Below are 19,508 nucleotides of genomic sequence, written 5' to 3' on the forward strand. Positions count from 1 at the left end.
ATCGCATTAGGGATATTTTATGGATAACTACGGGACTATTTTACTTGTTGAAGACGATGCATCACTAGCGCAATGGGTTGCTGAATATTTAACAGAGCAAGGCTATACAACGCATGTTTGTCATCGTGGTGACGAAGTTGTTAGCCAGGTCAAAACGTTAAATCCAAATATTGTACTCCTTGATATTATGCTCCCGGGGCAAGATGGTATCAGCGTATGTAGAGAGCTTCGTAGCTTTTATAATTCGCCTATTATAATGCTCACCGCACGCGATGAAGAGATGGATGAAGTTATTGGTTTAGAAGTTGGCGCAAGCGACTACATAATGAAACCGGTGCGTCCACGTGCATTGCTAGCGCGAATAAAAGCAGCACTGCGTCAAAACAATGAGCCAAATAAGCCACAGGTTAGCCAAAGCGTTATTCAAGTTGGTACGCTTAGTATTAATACCGAATCAAGAAATGTGACCCTTAACGAGCAAGATGTAAACATATCAAGCGCCGAATATCTATTATTGCACTACCTTGCAAGTAATGCAGGTCAAGTTGTCTCACGCGATGCCGTATTTAAAGCGACGAAAGGTAGAGAGTACGACGGGCTTGATAGAAGTGTTGATGTACTTATTTCTGCACTTCGTAAAAAATTTAATGATGACCCACAAAACCCTGAAAAAATTAAAACCATTTGGGGCCGTGGCTATTTACTTGTTTCTACCGCGTGGTAACAGAGCGATGAATAAATGAAAAAGTTTTATATATCGCTTCTAGGCAGTGCACTTTTATCTATTGTGGTATTGGGCTGGCTTATTGATGCTTTTAGTCAACAAGCGCATACCCCACAAGATGAATTTAGTCAGCAAAGTAAAATGATCATGGGTTTCAATAAGCAGTTAGCTAACATACCCACATCTGAGCGCAGCGATTATGTAAAACAACTGGCGCTAGAGTTTGATGTTTTAATTGATTACAAGCCTAATGAATCACTTGCTTTACCGCCTTCTTTATTATTACAAATGCATACGCCGGGTGGGCTGATTTTAGAAGATCAGCAAGGCTTTTATATGCTTTATAGCAGCGCTGTTTTAAATCCTTTTCACTTATCAATGCGTTTAGATAAAATTTTTGATAGCGAGCAACATAACGATATTATATTAACCTTACTCTTTTACGCAGGCTTATGTGTATTTATGGGGTTTATTATTGCGCCCTTAGCTAAACGATTAACCGTGTTAAATAAAGCCGCTAAAAAGTTTGCCTCAGGTAATGTTCAAGCCCGAATAAAAGTATCGCATTTTACTTACATAAAAGACGTAGAGCTTACTTTTAATCGCATGGCCAGCCAAATAGAGAAGCTTGTCGCCGAAAACAAGCTAATGGCCTCAAGCTTGTCTCATGATATACGCACCCCTATCGCGTGCCTGCGATTTGGTTTAGATGCGGCATTAGATAGCCATGATGAGCAAAAAATAAAACAGTATTTAACCCGTATGGAAAACGATTTAGATCATATGGAATCGATGCTTAGTAGCTATTTAGCATTTGCTACTTTAGAGCAAAACGCTAATAAACTGACCTATTCATCAACCAATATTAAATCCTACCTTGAAGATATTTTAGTTCAACTTGCACCAAAACTTGAAATGCAAATGCTCAACGTACAACTCAATAGTACTGATAAAATAATAAATGCAGATCTTCACTGGTTGGCTCGTGCAATTACTAACTTATTAACAAACGCATGTGATTTTGCAAACCAACATATTTACCTCAGTGCAAGGTTACACGAGCAACAGCTTATAATAACGGTAGAAGATGACGGCCCAGGTATCGCACAAGAAAACTTTAGTAACGTATTTAGCCCATTTTTTAGAGAGGAAGATCACCGTAACAGAGCCGATAAAAGTTATGGCCTTGGCTTAGCCATTGTTACCAAAGTAGCTGATTGGCATCATGGCAGCGTTAAAGTAACTAAAAGCACCCAGCTAGGTGGTGCGTGCTTTACTCTAACTATTGCACAGCACCATAATCCGTAAAGCAATAGTTACAGACTGTAATTAACAATTATTAAACAAAATCAACTCGTTATTTTAAACGACTTAATAACAACAATTAAAATCGATGGTTATAACATACACTTTACTTATTAATTTGTGCTAGATCAGCAAATAAGCACTTTTTATTTTTTTACATTTCCAGTAGATTGTCACCGCCGTCACACAATAGAGAAGTACAATAATATGAGCGCAGTTAGAGGCGAGTTTAGCTCTCGCTTTGGTTTTATTATGGCCGCAGCGGGTTCTGCCGTTGGTTTGGGCAATATTTGGGGATTCCCTACACAAACAGCCAGTAATGGCGGTGCTGCATTTTTAGTCGCATATTTAGTGCTTGCGTTCTTTTTAGCCTACCCCGCTTTAATGGCTGAACTTATGATTGGACGTCATGGCCAAGCAAACGCAGTGTCATCTCTTCAAAAAATATCTAATAAGCCATGGCAAAAACACTTTGCCTTTGCTGTTGGTTTTGGCGGTATTTTATGCGCTGGCTTTATACTAAGCTTTTACGCCATTGTTGCCGGTTGGATGCTCAGCGCCACAGCTGAACCAATAGCCACTTTAGTTGGTGCCAACACAGCATCTACATGGTTAAGCGAGCAATCACTTACTCGAAATATTATATTCACCATGATCTTTATCGTACTAACAGTCGCTATTATAAGTAGAGGCGTTGAAAACGGTATTGAGAAGTGGTCTAAGCGTTTAATGCCTGCACTTTTAGGCATTTTATTTGCACTTATTGCTTATGTAATGACGCAAGATGGTGCTATGGAAGGCTTAAAAGCCTACTTAGTCCCTGACTTTTCATCTATTTTTGACGCAAAACTATTAGTAAGTGCATTAGGGCAAGCTTTCTTCTCATTATCGCTTGGCACTAGCGTAATGATTATTTACGGCTCGTACATTAGTAAAAAAGAAAACCTCGTTTCTTTAGGTGCCTATGTAACCCTTATTGATGTATTTATAGCCTTTGTTGCAGGTTTACTGATTATTCCAGCTATGTATGTAGCACAAGCTCAAGGCGTTGAAATATTCTCGGCCACAACGGGTAAGCTACTCTCTGAAGATACATTAGTATTTCAGGTACTCCCCGCTTTATTTGATGGAATGGGCGAAGTTGGCTTATTTGTGGGTTTTTCATTTTTTGCGTTAATGAGTATTGCCGCTTTAACATCATCTATTTCAATGTTAGAGGCGCCAGTATCATACACCGTAGAGCGCTTTGGGATGAAACGCGTTCAAGCAACGTGGTTAATTGGGGCGCTAATCGCTATCGTCAGTATTACAATTGTGTGTAACCTTAGCAGCTTATTTGGCTTAGTAATCACTCTCACTACAAAAGTAGCTCAGCCTTTACTTGGTCTTATGTGTTGTATATTTGTAGGCTGGATTTGGTATAGAGGCTCATTACTAAAAGCAATTCAAGAGGGTAACCCTGAAGTTCACAATACATTGTTTTGGAAAATATGGCCTTGGTATACTAAGTTTGTATGTCCACTTGCTATTGGCATGGTGTTTTTACATTCACTATTGAGCTAAATGATACCTTAGCCTTAAAATAGTTTTAAATAAAATAGCCCACATTAGTGGGCTTTTTTATAGCTGCTTAAATTGGATTTATTGAGTGAGTTTTAAAATCATATCTTGATGAGGTATGCCGTCTTCTAGATATTCACTTTTGTAATCTTCAAAGCCAAAGGAGCGGTAAAAATCAAGTAAGTAGGTTTGTGCACCAATATAAATATCTCGTTCCGGCCACCGCTCTTTACAGCACTCTATAGCTCTACTTACAAGTAAAGTGGCGTCGCCTTTGCCACGCGCGCTTTTACTTACCAGCACGCGCCCTATTGCGCTATATTGCTCATTTTTTTCATAACATCGCGCATAAGTGTGTAGCTGCCCACTGTCTAATGTATATAGATGCTGTGTATTTAAAGCTATATCTACATCATCAAGTTCAGGATAAGGACACGCCTGCTCTACAACAAATACGTCCACACGTCCTCGCATAATAGTAAAAAGAGTATGCGCATCTAAAGCATTAAACTGCTCACATTTAAATTGCATTTTAAATCCTATAAACAATAAACCCAGCCTAGGCCGGGTTTAATAATATTATTCACTTGTTAATTTATATTAAGCAAATAAACGCTCTAGTTGGTCGCACAACTGCGATACATTCACATGGTCATGCTCTATGGTTAAATCTACATAACCATCGCCTCTAAAAGCTCTGTCTAGTTCTATGAGCACATGTGTTTTATGTGCCTCTGGAACAAATGACAACTCAATCTCTTGAATGCCAAATAAACTACGGCTATTTGGTTTATATTCAAGCTCCTGATAACAGCCCGATAACGATTGAAATGTAGAAGCGCGCAAATGACCTTTTTCTACATCAGCTTTCATTAAGCTAAAGCCTAATTTTTCCATCGCCTGCATGCACGTTTTAACAGCTTCATTAGGGTAAATATGTAAATGGTCTTTATCGCTCGGATCAAGTGCTAAATCAATATCCAAGCCTGTTTCAAGCCACACATGAGATTGATTGTAACCTGCATTAATTTCTGTAATAGGAGTTTCAGAATGAAGGCGTGCTTCAAAAGGGATACTTTTAACTTCGCCCGGCTCAATTGTACCTATATCTGTAATTCGCCATTGGTCAATCACATGATTGGTAAAATAATCGCCATCATCACCTGCCACTTTAACACGGGTCATAAGTAATAAATCTAAGCCTGCAATATCTTGGCTAACATCACCTGCGGTAATGACTATTTGTGCGTTAAAAAGCTGACCAGGTTGTAGGTGTTCAGTCTCTAAAACAGTATCTACTTTTGCAGCACCAATACCTACCGACGCTAAAATCTTTTTAAACATATATTTCTCCTTAAGCTGAGCGGCTCTATTATTTGCTCTCGCTTAAACTTCTTCGTTATCGCATCTTAACCATATTTAAAAGCCAATGTCAGTGAAAAAATGTTATTTACATACTATTTACGATTAAATGTATGTTTGATGCGCATTTTTTATACACAGTTAGCCATATATCTGATTAGACACGTTCATTTTTAGGTCTATTTTTATTTTCAATGGTATAAATTTTTCGTTACACTGCAACCCCAAATGAAGTGATATTAAGAATTATGGAACTAATCTATTTTGCTGCCGCGTTTGTGTGTGGTTTTGCTGTTTATCAGTTAAAGCTGCCTCCTCTTATTGGATTTTTATTAGCAGGTTTTGCTTTAAATTTATCGGGTTATAAAAGTACAGAGTTGCTCGATACAATAGCAGCACTTGGCGTAACCCTTCTTCTTTTTAGTATTGGTTTAAAGCTAAAGGTAAACAGTTTAATTAAACCCCAAGTGTGGGCGCCTGCAACATTGCATATTATTTTTAGCAGTGCGCTTTTTAGTGGCTTTATGTTATTGCTTGGTATTTTCGCCATTCCACTGTTTATTGATTTAAGTTGGCAAAGTGCTTTACTGGTTGGGTTTGCGCTTAGTTTTTCAAGTACTGTATTTGCAGTAAAAGTGCTTGAAGAACGCGGAGAAATGGCAAGCCTTCACGGTAAAATAGCCATTGGTATACTAGTCATGCAAGATATCTTTGCAGTTATCTTTTTAGCGATTAGTACAGGTAAAATTCCAAATGTGTGGGCAATTGCATTAATAATTGCTCTGCCTTTATTACGACCTGTCATGTATGGCGTATTAAATCGCTCTAAACATGGTGAACTATTACCATTATTTGGTTTTTTCTTTGCTTTAGTTGCTGGTTATCATGCATTTGAATTTGCAGGCCTAAAAGGCGATTTAGGTGCACTAATAATAGGAATGATGTTTGCCCCTCACAAAAAGGCAGGCGAGCTATCAAAATCCCTGCTTAATTTAAAAGACATATTATTAGTCGGTTTTTTCTTAAGTATTGGCTTGAGCGCAGAGCTAACCACTAGCTCATTAATCGTTGCCATTATACTTGTTTTAGTTTTACCGATTAAAATAGCGCTTTATTATGTGTTCACGAATATATTCAAACTACGCGCGCGTACATCATTACTTACCGCCTTTAGTTTATCTAACTACAGTGAATTTGGGTTAATTGTATGTGCAGTAGCAGCTAGCACAGGCATGATCACTTCGGAGTGGCTCGCTGTAATGGCAATTGCTGTTTCCATTACCTTTGTAATTGCCTCGCCGTTAAATAAGCGCTCAAACGAGTTATACGTAAAAATAGAGCACTGGCTATTAAAGTTTGAAAGCAAAACTCGTTTAGCTGAAGAGCTACCCGTTAACCTAAACGATACTAAAATAGTCATTTTTGGTATGGGACGTATTGGTACTGGTGCGTATGAGACTATTAACGCGACTCACCCAAATGTTGTTGCAGGCATAGATATAAAACCTGAGGTGGTAGATAAGCACGTTAACAGAGGCCGCAACGTCTTAATTGCTGATGCAACAGATCCTGACTTTTGGCAACGAGTAAATCATTCGCAAGTAGAAATGGTCATGCTTGCGATGCCAAAGCATATGCAAAATATTTTTGCGTTAGAGCAGCTACAAGCCTCTGGTTATAAAGGCCAAGTAACAGCTATTGCAAACTATCCTGATCAACAAAAAGAGCTAGAAGAAATGGGTGTTCATTCTACTTATAACTTTTACTTAGAAGCAGGTAGTGGTTTTGCAGAACACGTTAAACAAGAGCTATTTAACGAATAATCACTTTTTATAACGTCTATAAATAACAAAGTCTTAGAATTATTAAGGCTTTGTTATTAGTTTCTAAATAAAAAGCAATTCTATTTACATTCCTTTACAAGCCATTTCACCACAACAATGAAAAACAGGTAGACTATCCGTGTTGGTTAAATAAAAACCCATGTTCTAATAATAACTTAATTAGATCCCAGCTAATTAAAGTTCAACTAGGTTTATATTAATCAACAAAAATTATTAAATCAGAGGGCCTACTCCCTCGCAAAATAGGCTGTTTCTTGCCCGTCACAGCCTATTTTATATTTCTAAAATCCCTTACACTTACGCAGACTTTAAAACCTAAGTAACTCTTATGGATCCAAAACAATTAAAAATAGCTGTAAATACAACGATGCCTTTTGGGAAATATGCTGGGCGCCCTTTATTACTACTACCAGAACCTTATTTGGTGTGGTTCAAACAGCAGGGATTTCCTGACTCAAAACTTGGTAGCCAACTAGCGATGATGTATGAGGTTAAACTAAATGGCCTTGAGCAAATGTTAATGCCATTACTTGAAAAAAATAAAAAATAATTGAGAACTTTTTTAAATACTTGCGGTCTATTATATTGCTACTTGTTGATTTTGGTTTTTAACCGCAAAAAAAGCGCCTTAGGCGCTTTTTTTATGTCTTAAATTTGAGAGGTAAATATACAATAAATTTAGCACCACCTAAGCTTGAGCTTTCTGCTTTACACTCTCCTTGGTGCCACGACACAATTTTAGCAACTATAGCAAGCCCTAAACCAAAGCCACCAGTGTCCTTGCCTCTACTTTTATCTAATCGAGTAAAAGGCTTAAATACGTTTTCTCGCTCAACGGGGTCAATCCCTTCACCATCATCTTCAACAATCAATACGATGTGAGTTGCCTCTTGTAGCAATGAAATTTTGACTTGTTGATGAGTGTATTTGAGCGCATTGCCAATTAAATTTTGAAATACTCGCGCCATAAAGTGGCTATCACAGTAGTAATTTAAATGCTCAGGGAGGTTTATAGAGAGCGTTGTTCTAGCTTCAAAATTTAGCTTTTCAACAGTGGTTTTTACCAGCCCAGCTAAATCGCAGTTTATTGGCTGTAAACTTGGTTGTTGAGAGTCTAATCGCGCGTATTCAAGCATTTCAGAGACTAGTGACTCAAGCTCACTAATGTCTGTTTGCATGTTTGTTAGGTATTTTTCGCCTTTTTCATCAAGCATTTGCTCTTGTAACATTACAATTGCAAACTTTAAACGTGCTAATGGCGTTCTAAATTCATGTGATACCGATGAGGTAAGCTCTTGCTGCGCACTAAGTAAAAACTCAATACGTTGCTGCATTACCTTTAATGTATCTGTTATAGGTAAAAAGAAAGACTTAGAAGAGTCATTTAGTTGAAAGTCTTGCAAACCCTCTACCGCTTCACACGCTTTACGTAGCTTTGCAAAGTCACGCCAGAGTAAAAAGCTCCATAGCCCAACTGGTATACCTACAATAATAAGTAGTAATAAATACGGCCAAACTGAAGATGATTCTTGCGTTAATACACCTACCGGCCCTACCTGAAGTAATGAATCATTACCGAGATCTACATACCAAACAATGCGTTGTTGCTTATCATACAAATATAAGTAGTGATTTTGATTTAGCTGCGATTGTTGTTTTTGAGGGAGTATTAAATCACGTCGTTCAATCACTTTACTTTCAAAGTTATGCTTTAGCTTTTTAAGACCATTTGGGGTTTGCGAAAGCAACCACAGTGATTGCCCAAACTCATCGTCTAAGAAGACCTGCTGCTGCGACTCTTCATAAGGCCACAGCTGCTCAATAACACCACTTACAACAAATAATGAAACAATGATATATAAGTATAAGCTGGTAAACAGTTTTCCCATTACAGCCGATTAACCTTAAATAGTTCTAGAGATCCCACGCATCAGAAACAAATAAATAGCCTTGTCCCCATACAGTTTTTATACGATACGGCTTATCACTGTTGTCGCCTAATTTTTTACGAATTCGTGATACGCGTACATCCACAGTTCTATCAAGTCCGTCGTATTGACGGCCAATCATATGTTGGTGCACATGCTCTCTGCTTAGTACTTCACCCGCATTTGACGCTAATAGCCATAGTAGTTCAAACTCGTGCGAAGTTAATACAATCTCTGAATCACTTAGTTTTACAATACGGCTTGTTTTATCGATGACTAAATCACCAAACTGCAGTTCTTCACTAGATTTTACTGTTGGTTGCCCACGTCGAAGTAATGCATTGATCCGCGCTAGTAATACACGTGGCTCTGCTGGTTTTATTACATAATCATCAGCACCAAGTTCTAAACCAAGTACTTGGTCGAAGTCTTCACCTTTAGCAGTCAACATTAAAATTGGTAGAGTAAATTTATCTCTTACTTGGCGGCAAACGCTAAAGCCATCTTTACCTGGCAGCATAACGTCTAGAATCATTAAATCGGGTGTATTGTTTTCTAGGTAATTAAACACTTCGTCACCGCGGTCTAACACTTCGACTTCAAGGCCATTATGTTCAAGGTAATCTTTTGTTAACTGTTGTAAACCGAGATCATCTTCAACAAGTAAAATTTTTGGCATTAGTTGCTCCTAAATTAAAAAAAGCTCCACGGAGAGCGAAGCCTACGCCTATTTTTTTTAGCATGGGCGCTTTGTACTTCAACCTGTGTTTTTGCTATTAACACACCCGTATGAGGATTGATTAAGGAGTATATGGTCTCCACCTGAACACGCGCTTTATAATTAAATTGCCCAGAACGCTGCTGCTGCCAGCATTGAAGTAGTTGTTCTTGTTGATACAAACAGACATCACTATAGGTGTTTAATAGCCATTTAAACTGTAAATCAAGATCGCAAAAATCCTGCTGTTCGGAAACCACGCAGACTTTTGGAGAAACACTAAAAACAGGGGTTTGTGCCATACTAAAACCACTAAAAAAAGTGGTAATAAACACAACTAATATTGAATACTTCATATTAAAAAGTACGATCGAATCCTATAAATGCAGTCATTGAATAAGTACGTTCAAAGAGCGGACTGCCATCCATAGCCGAATAGTCGTAATATGCTACATGAAAACGAAGAGAGTCAGCCTTACTCAGTGGCCAACGGGCGTCGATTTTAGCATAAGGTTGCCAACTACTACCAACGTCTATTTTGCCAAATTGAGTTTCACCCTCATTAAGTCCATAAAAATAGCTATTTAGTTCCGCAGATTTATAGTTTATTCCAAGTGTTGGCTTTATTTTAAGCTTTCCTAGCACAGTATGATATTGCCACTGCAATGCACCGCGTACACCTCGATAAACATCGGTTATATCATGCAGAGCCTGAACTGAAAAAACATGGTCATCATTTACATAGTGATATGCAATACCCGCATCCAAGGCAATTTGCCGTTTATGCAAATTATCAATATCAACATAGCGAGAGGACGAGGCTTCATTTTGCATTACGAGCTGATTATTAAGAGCACTACTTTGCAATGCAAATACATTTTTAGGGTGCCAGTCTATAAAAAAGCGAGATTCAGAGTTGAGTTCACTAACTAGATTAAAGTGATGCTTTGGGGATTGTGAAAATGAATAGCCAAGGCGGCCATTATCAAAAAACCATTGCTCTGCATAAAATGCAATTTGTGGAATAAGCACAAGCGGAATATTATCTCCACCATGCAAAGGGTTGGTTATAACTCCAGCCCCAACACTTAAACTCAAATGCAGACGATCGGTTGTTATATCTTGCTCTGTATAATCGTCAGCATGCTTGCTTGCCTGTGTTGCTTGCACCGAAAGGCAAGCAAACAAAGTGCTAAAACATAGAGCTGTTAATAAGGAGAAGGAATACCGCATCAGCGTACATCAAAGAATTAAATTAAGTAAGTTCCCCATACTAGCAAGGTCTTTTTAAACTAGCTCTAGCTGGTTACAATTATTCACAATTTGTATACAAAAATGTTAACTTTATGCTTTTCGGACTATTTATCTTTCAAGGTAGTTGTGTCTAAGGATTGTACTTTGAGTTGCTTGTGTAGTTTTTGACTAATAGTACTTTAAGATACTTTGAAAATGAGGCACAACGTAGCAAATGCAATTATTCAAATAAAAAATTACTAAGAGCTAACTCGCTACAGCTCTATTGGGTTTTACCTGCTTGTTTACCAAAACTGAAGTTGGATTAAATCGCCCTAAATTGAGCGGCTTTAACCCAAATAAATCAAAAACCTCTGGCACTTATTAAATATCAGGGGCTATTTCTATACGATTTCGTCCATGTGTTTTGGCAATGTATAAGGCTCTATCTGCACGCTCAACTAAAACAGAACTATTTGTAAATGGCCGTAAAATTGCTAAGCCAAAACTTGCTGAAATAGCACGTTTTGCAGTTACATCATGCTTTTTACGAATCGCCAATTTTGCTATTGCTAAACGAATACAATCTGCAAATGCTATTATATCGTTAATAGTGTCAAAGTAGGCTGTTATGCAAAACTCCTCGCCACCGTATCTATACACATTTGCAGCTTCAGTTGTATTTTCTCTCACTTTTTTAGCAACTAGCCTAAGCACTTCATCACCCTTTTGATGGCCAAAATCATCGTTAAAGCGCTTAAAATGATCAATATCAAACATAATGAGTACGGCAAGAGAGTCTTCTTGCGCTTGCTCTGAGTATTCGAGGCAAAAGTTTACAATATCAGAATCAAACTTACCTCGATTATAAAAACCCGTAAGCGTGTCGATATCGGCTGCTTCCTTTGAAATATTGAGTGCTTCTTTTAAATCTTTTATTTCATTGTAGGCAACGGCTAATTTAGTCTGAAACTCCCGAGCATAATCTTGCATTGCAATAGAATCGTCGGTTAAACGCTCAACACAACCTAGTATCTCATTGTAAGAGTTTACATCAACAAGCATATTTAATTCATTTTGTGAGTCAACTAAACTCGTCGTAAAGCTTTTAGAGTGATCAAGCGTTGTGCTTATATCTTGCTGAACTTACTCCATAGTTGTATGAAATTTTTCAGTCATTTCTTGAAAAAAAACGAGATCGTCTTGCGTTAAATGTTTATCAAAAATTTCTTTTGCTTTGTCTTGTGAACATGTTTGTTGCAGAGCAATAACATGGTCTAACTCAGCATTTAATGAAGGTTTGTTTCCTTGAATATAACAGTACCAAATTGCATAGTTGATGGGTGTAACCGGCATTCGGTATTTTACCATCAAAGGAATCGCCTTTTTTAGGCATTGAGCAGAATGAGCAAGTGATTCGGCGTGGTTCATAAATAAACTCTCAAGCGTCATTGTTTTTGTTATTAGCGCTCAATGTTAAGTAACAGTAAACTTATACGCAACCTCTATTCATACTATTTAACTAACTTGCTTATTCTCTGCGCGCATTAAATCGCTTTTGCATCTAAAGTTTGCGCAATATTCCACAAAGCACTGATTGCAGGGTCATTTAACTCTTTCCTTAATACTGCCAAACCAATATCAAACCCATCAGGTGCTTGCATTTTTGGTGTTAGTATTTGTACTTTATCTTGCAGCGGGCTGTTATCTAGCACTATTTTAGGGACCATTGCGACACCTAATCCTAAGCTCACCATGGATACCATTGCTTCGTGCCCAGCAACCTGTGCGTAAATTTTCCCGTGAATATTATTTTTGCGCCACCAGTGTTCTAACCTTTGGCGAGAAAAACCTTGTTCTGGCACAATAAATTCTAAATCAGACCAATTAATGTCATCACCATTCTGCGTTAGTTTTTGTGTGATCGGGCATTGAATTTTTGGGCCAATTAATAAAAGTGGAGAATGCCCTATATCTACAAAAGCAATTTGCGCCAGTAACTTATTTGGCTTAGCTGCAATAGCCATTAATTCATGCCCATCTAATACACGGTTTATAGCAAGTGCAGGGTCGCCTGTATTTAATGTTATTTCTATATACTGATGCTGCGCACGAAGTTGCTCTAATATTTGATGTAAAAAACTATAAGATGCAGTAACCGAGCAATAAATACTTACTTTGCCGTAAATATGTTGTTGTGGGTCTTTCACATTCGTTTTAAACCGCTGCCAATTAGCAAGAGTTGCTGTGGCGTAATCAATAAACGACTCACCCTCACGCGTTAATTTAACACTGCGGTTATCGCGTACAAATAATGCAACACCGACCTCTTCTTCCAAGTGTTTTATATTGCGGCTTAAAGTGGGTGCGCTTATATGACAAAGCTCGCTTGCGCGTCCAAAATGAAGTGTTTTAGCCAGTGCTAAAAAGTAGTCTAAATGTTTATGATCCATGCCAAACCCAGTATTTCATATTATGAAACACTTTAATTCAAATATATCATTTTACGCAAGCAACGATTTTACATATGGTGTTTGTAAGCGCAATAAATCTTGCGCATCTAACAAACATGACTTTATAGGACACTAACAATGGCGAATTATTTCAATACCTTACCTTTACGCGAGCAATTAGCGCAATTAGCGCAATGTGAATTTATGGACGCAGGCGAATTTGCCGATGGCGTTGACGCACTTAAAGGTAAAAAACTAGTTATTGTAGGCTGTGGCGCACAAGGTTTAAACCAAGGCTTAAACTTACGTGACTCTGGTTTAGATGTTTCTTACACATTACGTGCTTCAGCTATTTCTGAGCGTCGCCAATCATTTTTAAATGCGTCTGAAAACGGCTTTACTGTTGGTACTTATGAAGAATTAATACCTACCGCTGACGTAGTACTTAACTTAACGCCAGATAAACAACATACCGCTGTAGTAAGTGCAATTATGCCACTTATGAAAAAAGACTCTACACTTGCTTACTCTCATGGTTTTAATATCGTTGAAGAAGGCATGCAAGTACGTGAAGACATTACTGTAATCATGGTTGCACCTAAGTGTCCTGGTTCTGAAGTACGTGAAGAATACAAACGCGGTTTTGGTGTACCAACTCTGATCGCAGTTCACCCAGAAAATGACCCTCAAGGTCTTGGTTTAGCACAAGCTAAAGCGTATGCAGCGGGTACGGGCGGACATCGCGCAGGTGTACTTAAATCATCATTTATTGCTGAGGTTAAGTCTGACCTAATGGGCGAGCAAACCATTTTATGTGGCATGTTACAAACTGGCTCTATTTTATGTTTTGATAAAATGGTAGAAAAAGGCGTTGATGCGGGTTATGCATCAAAACTAATTCAATACGGCTGGGAAGTAATTACCGAAGCACTTAAGTACGGTGGCGTTACTAACATGCTTGACCGCCTTTCAAACCCAGCAAAAGTAAAAGCGTTTGAACTAAGTGAAGAGCTAAAACTAATTATGCGCCCGCTTTATAATAAGCATCAAGATGACATCATCGACGGCACTTTCTCACGCACTATGATGGAAGACTGGAATAACGATGACGTAAACTTACTTAAATGGCGCGCAGAAACGGCAGAAACTAACTTTGAAAAGACCCCTGCTGGCGATGTGGAAATCTCAGAACAAGAATTTTTTGATAACGGTATTTTAATGGTAGCAATGGTTAAGGCAGGTGTTGAACTTGCATTTGAAACCATGACAGCAGCCGGCATTATCGAAGAGTCGGCCTACTACGAGTCATTACACGAAACGCCATTAATCGCCAATACTATTGCCCGTAAAAAGCTTTTTGAAATGAACCGTACTATCTCTGATACTGCAGAATACGGCTGTTATTTATATAACCATGCATGTTTACCATTACTTGCTGATTTTATGAAAAACGTTGATACAGACATTATCGGTAAAGGCCTTGGCGAGCACAGTAACCAAGTTGATAACCAAACATTAATTCAAATTAACGCTGCATTGCGCGAACACCCAGTTGAGAAAGTAGGTGCTAAATTACGTGGCTACATGTCAGCAATGAAAAAGATTGTTTAACCCTAAACAGTAAATGTTTCGCTTGTTAGAAACCAAGCCCGTATGCTTTTTGCATGTGGGCTTTTTTATGCTCATTCATAAAACTTTAATCATCCAACGCTACCTTTTATCCATCCCTTTATAGGCAATATTTAGATCAAAATAAATAATGTGCTAATATAGTCCTCTACTCAGTTGTAAAATTAATTAATATCATGACGATACAAAACCTTTCTATTACTCAAAAAATCACAGCTTTAGGCAGTGCTATTGCTATATGTGTAGCCGCGCTTATTGGCTTGACCTCTTTATACAGCTCAGAAGATATAATTGAGCAACGTATGATTGAGTCAGAGCTCCCTAGTAAACTGCAAACAATCAGCAATCACATAGGCGGTGAAATCAACGAGTTACTCGGTGCTGCTCAGCAACTATCATCAAACGAATTTATTTTACAATGGGCTCAATCAAACAACCAAGACGATACATTACTATTAAAAGAATTAAATCGCGTTGCCCAGCAATACGATTTAGCCACAGCATCTTGGGCAAATAGAGACACTGCACAGTACTGGAACCAGAATGGGTTTTTGCGTGTGTTAAAAAACGATGCAGCCGATGGCTGGTTTTTTGCTTTTAAGCAATCAAAACAACCTTACTCTATCAGTATTTATCAAGAGTCAGCCAATGATGTGAAAATGTTTGTAAACCATCAGCAGGCCAATGGTACTGGTTTAGCAGGTCTTGCAAAAAGCATCACTGATATGCAAAAGCTATTACAGCAATTTAAAATTGAGCAAACAGGCTTTGTATTCATTGCAGATAAAAATGGATTGATTCAGCTTCATAAAGATGCAAGTAAAGTAGCTAAAGCAAATATTGATGATTTGTATACTGCAAATATCCACAGCCAACTATTTAATAGTAATGGCTTTGCACTAGAAGAAATTAATTTAAATGGCGAACCGACACTTGTAGCTGCTACGCCTATTAAAAACACCGATTTATATGTTGTAGCTCAAGTACCAAAAAGTGAAGTTTTCGCAAGTGTAAATACCTTACAATGGCAAATTTTTACCTTTACGATAATTACAGCATTAGTTGCGAGTTTAATCAGTTACTTACTTGCACGCTCACTTTCATCTCCACTTTCTAAAATGGCTGAGTTATTTTCACGATTAGGCTCAGGCGATGCAAATTTAGCGTACCGCTTACCAGAATCGAGCCAACCAGAGCTTAACAACCTAAGTAATGGCTTTAATCAGTTTATTAACAAAATAGAAACAGCCATTACTCAGGTTGCAAGCGAAAGCCACGATATACGTCAAAGCTCTGATCATGTATTTGAACAAGCCAAACGAAATTCTCAAGCAATAGATCACCAAAAAGAACAAACAATATCTGTCGCAGCAGCAATCAACGAAATGGGCGCCACAGTACAAGAAATAGCGCAAAGCGCAGCAAATACAGCTAAATTAACCGATAACAGCCGCGAAAACACCATTCAAAGTCACAAACAAGTACTCCAAAGCCAAGCAACTATATCAGCCCTTGCCAGCGATATTGATGGCATAACAGAGCAAGTTACTTTGCTTTCTAAAAAAACGGTTGATATTGCAAGTATTGTTGACTCAATTAGAGGCATATCGGATCAAACTAATCTACTTGCTTTAAATGCTGCAATTGAATCTGCTCGCGCAGGTGAACACGGACGCGGCTTTGCTGTTGTTGCTGATGAAGTACGTGCACTGGCAAACCGTACATCGCAATCAACCACCGAAATTCAATCTATGATTGAAGAGCTTACAAGAATATCTGACGATGTAGTTAACGATATTGGTCAATCGAAAGATAAAGCTCAGCAAAGCGTTGGTGCTATGCAAAGCTCTGTTGAATTACTTGATACAATAACCGAAACAGCAAATGAGATAAACGATATGGCTACGCTCATAGCGACTGCAACTGAGCAGCAAAGTAATGTGGTTGCCGATGTAAGTCGTAATATTGAGCAGATTAGCGAAATTAGCGATAAAGCAATGAGCGAACAAATCAATACAGAGCAAGCTATTCGAGACTTAGCAAACAGCGCACAAACCCTTGATGCACTTGTAGCTACCTTTGAAAAGCATCGCTAAGCGACTCTAATATTACACGCCAGCTATGAGCAAAAACTATATTCGAAGATAGTTTTTGCTCATAGCTAATATGCTTAATTTATACAAACTAAGTGTTTTCACTATCGCCGCTATTAAACGCTAAAACGTACGCTTCCTTTTTAGCTCTAGGAAGCTTTTTTAATTGATACTCAAGCTTACTTGCTTCACTTTTATTACCTACTTGTTGTTGATGGATAAGTAAAAGAGGCCCTTTTCCTCTAAGGTTTTTAGCTCCTTTACCAGCCTGATGAGTTGCAAAGCGTTTTTCAACATTAGTCGTGATCCCTGTGTACCAATGACCAAATCGTGTTTCAACTATATATAAAAACCAAGTAGACTCAGTTTTTAAAATATTCGTTTCAATATACTGTAAACTTTTTTCATTATCATTGGTCAAAACATTACCTTAACGCCCTTAACATAAAACAATTGCTTAAAAGGGTTTTACCTTCAGTGACTAATCGGTATCATGCAGATTATAAAAAATAAGGATCACAACTAACAATGCAGTCGTTAAAAACTTTTTCTCTTTGGCTTATCGTCGCTTTAACACTTAGCTCAGCAGCAGGTTGCTCTAGCTGGGTATACCGAATTAACATCCCACAAGGCAACTTTTTAGAGCAATCGGATGTTGAAAAACTTCGTGTAAATATGACCCGAGAGCAAGTTGTTTATGTATTAGGTAGACCTATTGCCGAGGACGCCTTTGATAACAATACTTGGCGCTATATTTACAGCTTTAATAAAGGCCGTAAAAACGAACAAAATAAAGAGTTAGTAATTAACTTTGAAAATGAAAAGTTAGTTTCAATCTCAGGTGATTATGACCAACCTGAAAACTTTACTACACCGCTAGAGCAATAAACGTCTCAGGTAGTAAAAAAGGTGAGCATGGCTCACCTTTTTTATTGGTTTACTTAAAAAGCTTTTACCATTTTAAACGACGTTAGCGTGTGATTTAATCTGTTAAATTGTTCGAAGTTTATGCCGATTGGTATTACTTCTCGAGTGGGCGACCACCCGTTATTTTATTTGCACGCCCCTCTTCTTTTGCTTTTTCTGCACGTTTTCTGCGGGCATCTTTAGGATCTGCAATTAGTGGACGGTATATTTCTATACGGTCACCGTCTTTTAATTCATAGTTAGCTTTTACAGTTCGATTCCACACACCTAACGTTAGCGATGTGGCATCTATTTCTGGGCACTTTTCTATAATACCTGACTGAATAACAGCTTGCTCGACTGTAGTCCCTTGTGGCACTTCAATTGATAAACACGTGGCCGTGGTCGGTAATGCAAAGACCACTTCAACATTAATCATACTCGCGCTCCATAAACCTGTTTTGCACGTTGAGTAAATGCACTCACCATATTTTTTGCTACATCGTTAAAAATCTTTCCAAAGGCAAGCTCTATTAACTTACTTGAAAATTCAAACTCTAGGTGCAAATGAACCTTACATGCTTTGGCGTCAAGCTCTTGAAAATGCCAGCGCCCTTTTAACGTCTTAAACGGACCATCAACAAGGCGCAGTAACACGGTTTGCTCATCAACAAAGGTGTTTTCGGTGGTAAACCACTTTTTTATACCCGCCTTAGATATTTCTAAACTCGCGGTCATGTTATTATCATGCTGTGAAACAATTTTTGAGTCTGAGCAATTTGGTAAAAACTGCGAATAAGCTTCTACATCATTAACTAGATCAAACATCTCTTTAGTGCTGTACATAACCAGCGCACTTTTTTCTATTTGTGGCATACTCACTCCCAACTGTGTGGGCGAATTTTAGCAAGCTTTGCGCGTTTCCCCAAATTTTCATGCTGCTTAAGTTACAGCTTAATTTTTAAAAGCATTATTAAAAAATCGATGTAAAACATCTCACATTACGTATATTATAGGGCACTATGGCTAAGAAAAATTCATCAAAATCGACAAGTAATACCATCGCGCTAAACAAAAAAGCGCGACATGAGTATTTTTTACACGATAAGTTTGAAGCAGGTGTTGAACTACAAGGCTGGGAAGTTAAAAGCATCCGAGCTGGTAAGGTAAACATCACCGAAACTTATATTCATCTTAAAAATGGCGAAGCATTTTTGCTTGGCGCGCAAATCCAGCCACTTAATAGTGCTTCAACCCATGTAATTTGCGATCCGTTGCGTTATCGTAAGTTACTATTAAGCAGACGCGAACTTGACCGTCTACTCGGTGCAACAGAGCGAGATGGCTATTCATTAATTGCTACAGCTATGTACTGGAAAAAATGTTGGGTGAAACTTGAATTTCATCTAGCAAAAGGTAAAAAGTTGCACGATAAACGTGACGACGGGAAAAATAAAGATTGGTCTCGCGAAAAAGAACGTTTAATGAAACACAAAGTATAAGCACAACGCCTAACTAACAAGTTAGGCGTTTTTTTTTATTAAAAAAAACCAACTATTATTTGTTTTATTAATATACAACAAGATTACTATTCATTCAGAATATACATGTAAATAATTTATTACAATTTTATTGTGAATTAATTAATTTAATTATTACTCGCATTTAGGCTGTATTTGTTATTTCCAAAATAAAGCATATGCGCCTATTTCAACCTTCTTCAGCGCATAACATCTGTTTTAAAATCATCCAA

General features: G+C 38.0%; 19 protein-coding genes and 1 pseudogene. 9 read left to right on the plus strand and 11 right to left on the minus strand.

The features are described 5' to 3' along the window. The first annotated feature begins 19 nt into the window (after positions 1-19). From GQR53_RS01650 to GQR53_RS01660, 3 genes are all read left to right on the plus strand, one after another. Positions 20-724: a response regulator transcription factor gene (locus tag GQR53_RS01650; RefSeq protein ID WP_165742699.1), complete on the plus strand. Its 705-nt coding sequence runs from the start codon at positions 20-22 to the stop codon at positions 722-724. A gap of 15 nt (positions 725-739) precedes the next feature. Continuing rightward, on the plus strand, positions 740-2,032 hold the full coding sequence (locus GQR53_RS01655) for an ATP-binding protein (protein WP_024606179.1): 1,293 nt from the start codon (positions 740-742) through the stop codon (positions 2,030-2,032). 204 nt (positions 2,033-2,236) lie between these two features. After that, on the plus strand, positions 2,237-3,592 hold the full coding sequence (locus GQR53_RS01660) for a sodium-dependent transporter (protein ID WP_138488731.1): 1,356 nt from the start codon (positions 2,237-2,239) through the stop codon (positions 3,590-3,592). A gap of 78 nt (positions 3,593-3,670) precedes the next feature. On the opposite strand, the gene GQR53_RS01665 is transcribed toward GQR53_RS01660, so the two are convergent. Together GQR53_RS01665 and GQR53_RS01670 are read right to left on the minus strand one after the other, a co-directional pair. Beyond that, complete coding sequence (locus GQR53_RS01665; RefSeq protein WP_024606180.1) at positions 3,671-4,120, minus strand: GNAT family N-acetyltransferase; 450 nt, start codon at positions 4,118-4,120, stop codon at positions 3,671-3,673. 69 nt (positions 4,121-4,189) lie between these two features. Further along, positions 4,190-4,933 (minus strand): sporulation protein, encoded by a 744-nt coding sequence (locus GQR53_RS01670; protein WP_024606181.1) that lies wholly within the window; start codon positions 4,931-4,933, stop codon positions 4,190-4,192. A 266-nt stretch (positions 4,934-5,199) separates the two neighbouring features. Here GQR53_RS01670 and GQR53_RS01675 point away from each other — a divergent pair, with 266 nt between their 5' ends. Further along, a complete protein-coding gene (locus GQR53_RS01675; RefSeq protein ID WP_165742700.1) occupies positions 5,200-6,774 on the plus strand; it encodes a cation:proton antiporter family protein in 1,575 nt (524 codons plus the stop codon). 349 nt (positions 6,775-7,123) lie between these two features. Beyond that, complete coding sequence (locus GQR53_RS01680) at positions 7,124-7,345, plus strand: DUF3820 family protein (RefSeq protein WP_024606183.1); 222 nt, start codon at positions 7,124-7,126, stop codon at positions 7,343-7,345. A gap of 91 nt (positions 7,346-7,436) precedes the next feature. On the opposite strand, the gene GQR53_RS01685 is transcribed toward GQR53_RS01680, so the two are convergent. From GQR53_RS01685 to ilvY, 6 genes and pseudogenes are all read right to left on the minus strand, one after another. Next, positions 7,437-8,684 carry an ATP-binding protein gene (locus GQR53_RS01685; RefSeq protein WP_024606184.1) on the minus strand — a complete coding sequence of 416 codons (1,248 nt, stop codon included), beginning with the start codon at positions 8,682-8,684 and terminating at the stop codon, positions 7,437-7,439. 25 nt (positions 8,685-8,709) lie between these two features. Then, positions 8,710-9,402 carry a response regulator gene (locus tag GQR53_RS01690; RefSeq protein ID WP_024606185.1) on the minus strand — a complete coding sequence of 231 codons (693 nt, stop codon included), beginning with the start codon at positions 9,400-9,402 and terminating at the stop codon, positions 8,710-8,712. 14 nt (positions 9,403-9,416) lie between these two features. Beyond that, the gene (locus GQR53_RS01695; protein WP_188085381.1) at positions 9,417-9,797 is read right to left on the minus strand and encodes a DUF3019 domain-containing protein; all 381 of its coding nucleotides are present in this window, start codon (positions 9,795-9,797) and stop codon (positions 9,417-9,419) included. 1 nt (position 9,798) lies between these two features. Beyond that, positions 9,799-10,611, minus strand: coding sequence for a MipA/OmpV family protein (locus GQR53_RS01700; protein WP_024606186.1), 813 nt, complete (start codon positions 10,609-10,611; stop codon positions 9,799-9,801). Between the two features lie 447 nt (positions 10,612-11,058). Continuing rightward, positions 11,059-12,105, minus strand: a pseudogene (locus GQR53_RS01705) (GGDEF domain-containing protein). Positions 12,106-12,221: 116 nt separating this feature from the next. After that, complete coding sequence (gene ilvY, locus GQR53_RS01710; protein ID WP_024606187.1) at positions 12,222-13,127, minus strand: HTH-type transcriptional activator IlvY; 906 nt, start codon at positions 13,125-13,127, stop codon at positions 12,222-12,224. 138 nt (positions 13,128-13,265) lie between these two features. Here ilvY and ilvC point away from each other — a divergent pair, with 138 nt between their 5' ends. Together ilvC and GQR53_RS01720 are read left to right on the plus strand one after the other, a co-directional pair. After that, complete coding sequence (ilvC, locus tag GQR53_RS01715; RefSeq protein WP_024589917.1) at positions 13,266-14,738, plus strand: ketol-acid reductoisomerase; 1,473 nt, start codon at positions 13,266-13,268, stop codon at positions 14,736-14,738. Positions 14,739-14,932: 194 nt separating this feature from the next. Next, positions 14,933-16,852 carry a methyl-accepting chemotaxis protein gene (locus tag GQR53_RS01720; protein ID WP_024606188.1) on the plus strand — a complete coding sequence of 640 codons (1,920 nt, stop codon included), beginning with the start codon at positions 14,933-14,935 and terminating at the stop codon, positions 16,850-16,852. An 88-nt stretch (positions 16,853-16,940) separates the two neighbouring features. Here the strand turns inward: GQR53_RS01720 and GQR53_RS01725 are convergent, their stop codons facing one another. Continuing rightward, positions 16,941-17,270 (minus strand): GIY-YIG nuclease family protein, encoded by a 330-nt coding sequence (locus tag GQR53_RS01725; protein WP_024606189.1) that lies wholly within the window; start codon positions 17,268-17,270, stop codon positions 16,941-16,943. A 107-nt stretch (positions 17,271-17,377) separates the two neighbouring features. On the opposite strand from GQR53_RS01725, the gene bamE reads away from it, so the two are divergent. Then, a complete protein-coding gene (bamE, locus tag GQR53_RS01730; RefSeq protein ID WP_004335706.1) occupies positions 17,378-17,737 on the plus strand; it encodes an outer membrane protein assembly factor BamE in 360 nt (119 codons plus the stop codon). A gap of 133 nt (positions 17,738-17,870) precedes the next feature. Here the strand turns inward: bamE and GQR53_RS01735 are convergent, their stop codons facing one another. Further along, positions 17,871-18,194, minus strand: coding sequence for an RnfH family protein (locus GQR53_RS01735; RefSeq protein WP_007584122.1), 324 nt, complete (start codon positions 18,192-18,194; stop codon positions 17,871-17,873). After that, a complete protein-coding gene (locus tag GQR53_RS01740) occupies positions 18,191-18,631 on the minus strand; it encodes a type II toxin-antitoxin system RatA family toxin (protein ID WP_007584120.1) in 441 nt (146 codons plus the stop codon). Before GQR53_RS01740 ends, GQR53_RS01735 begins: the two co-directional genes overlap by 4 nt. A gap of 146 nt (positions 18,632-18,777) precedes the next feature. Between GQR53_RS01740 and smpB the strand changes: the two genes are divergently transcribed. Continuing rightward, entirely contained in the window at positions 18,778-19,257 is a 480-nt protein-coding gene (smpB, locus tag GQR53_RS01745; protein ID WP_004335699.1) for an SsrA-binding protein SmpB, read from the plus strand. The last annotated feature ends 251 nt before the right edge of the window (positions 19,258-19,508 follow it).

The organism is Pseudoalteromonas sp. Z9A6, from assembly GCF_011378805.1.
Lineage (GTDB): Bacteria > Pseudomonadota > Gammaproteobacteria > Enterobacterales > Alteromonadaceae > Pseudoalteromonas > Pseudoalteromonas distincta.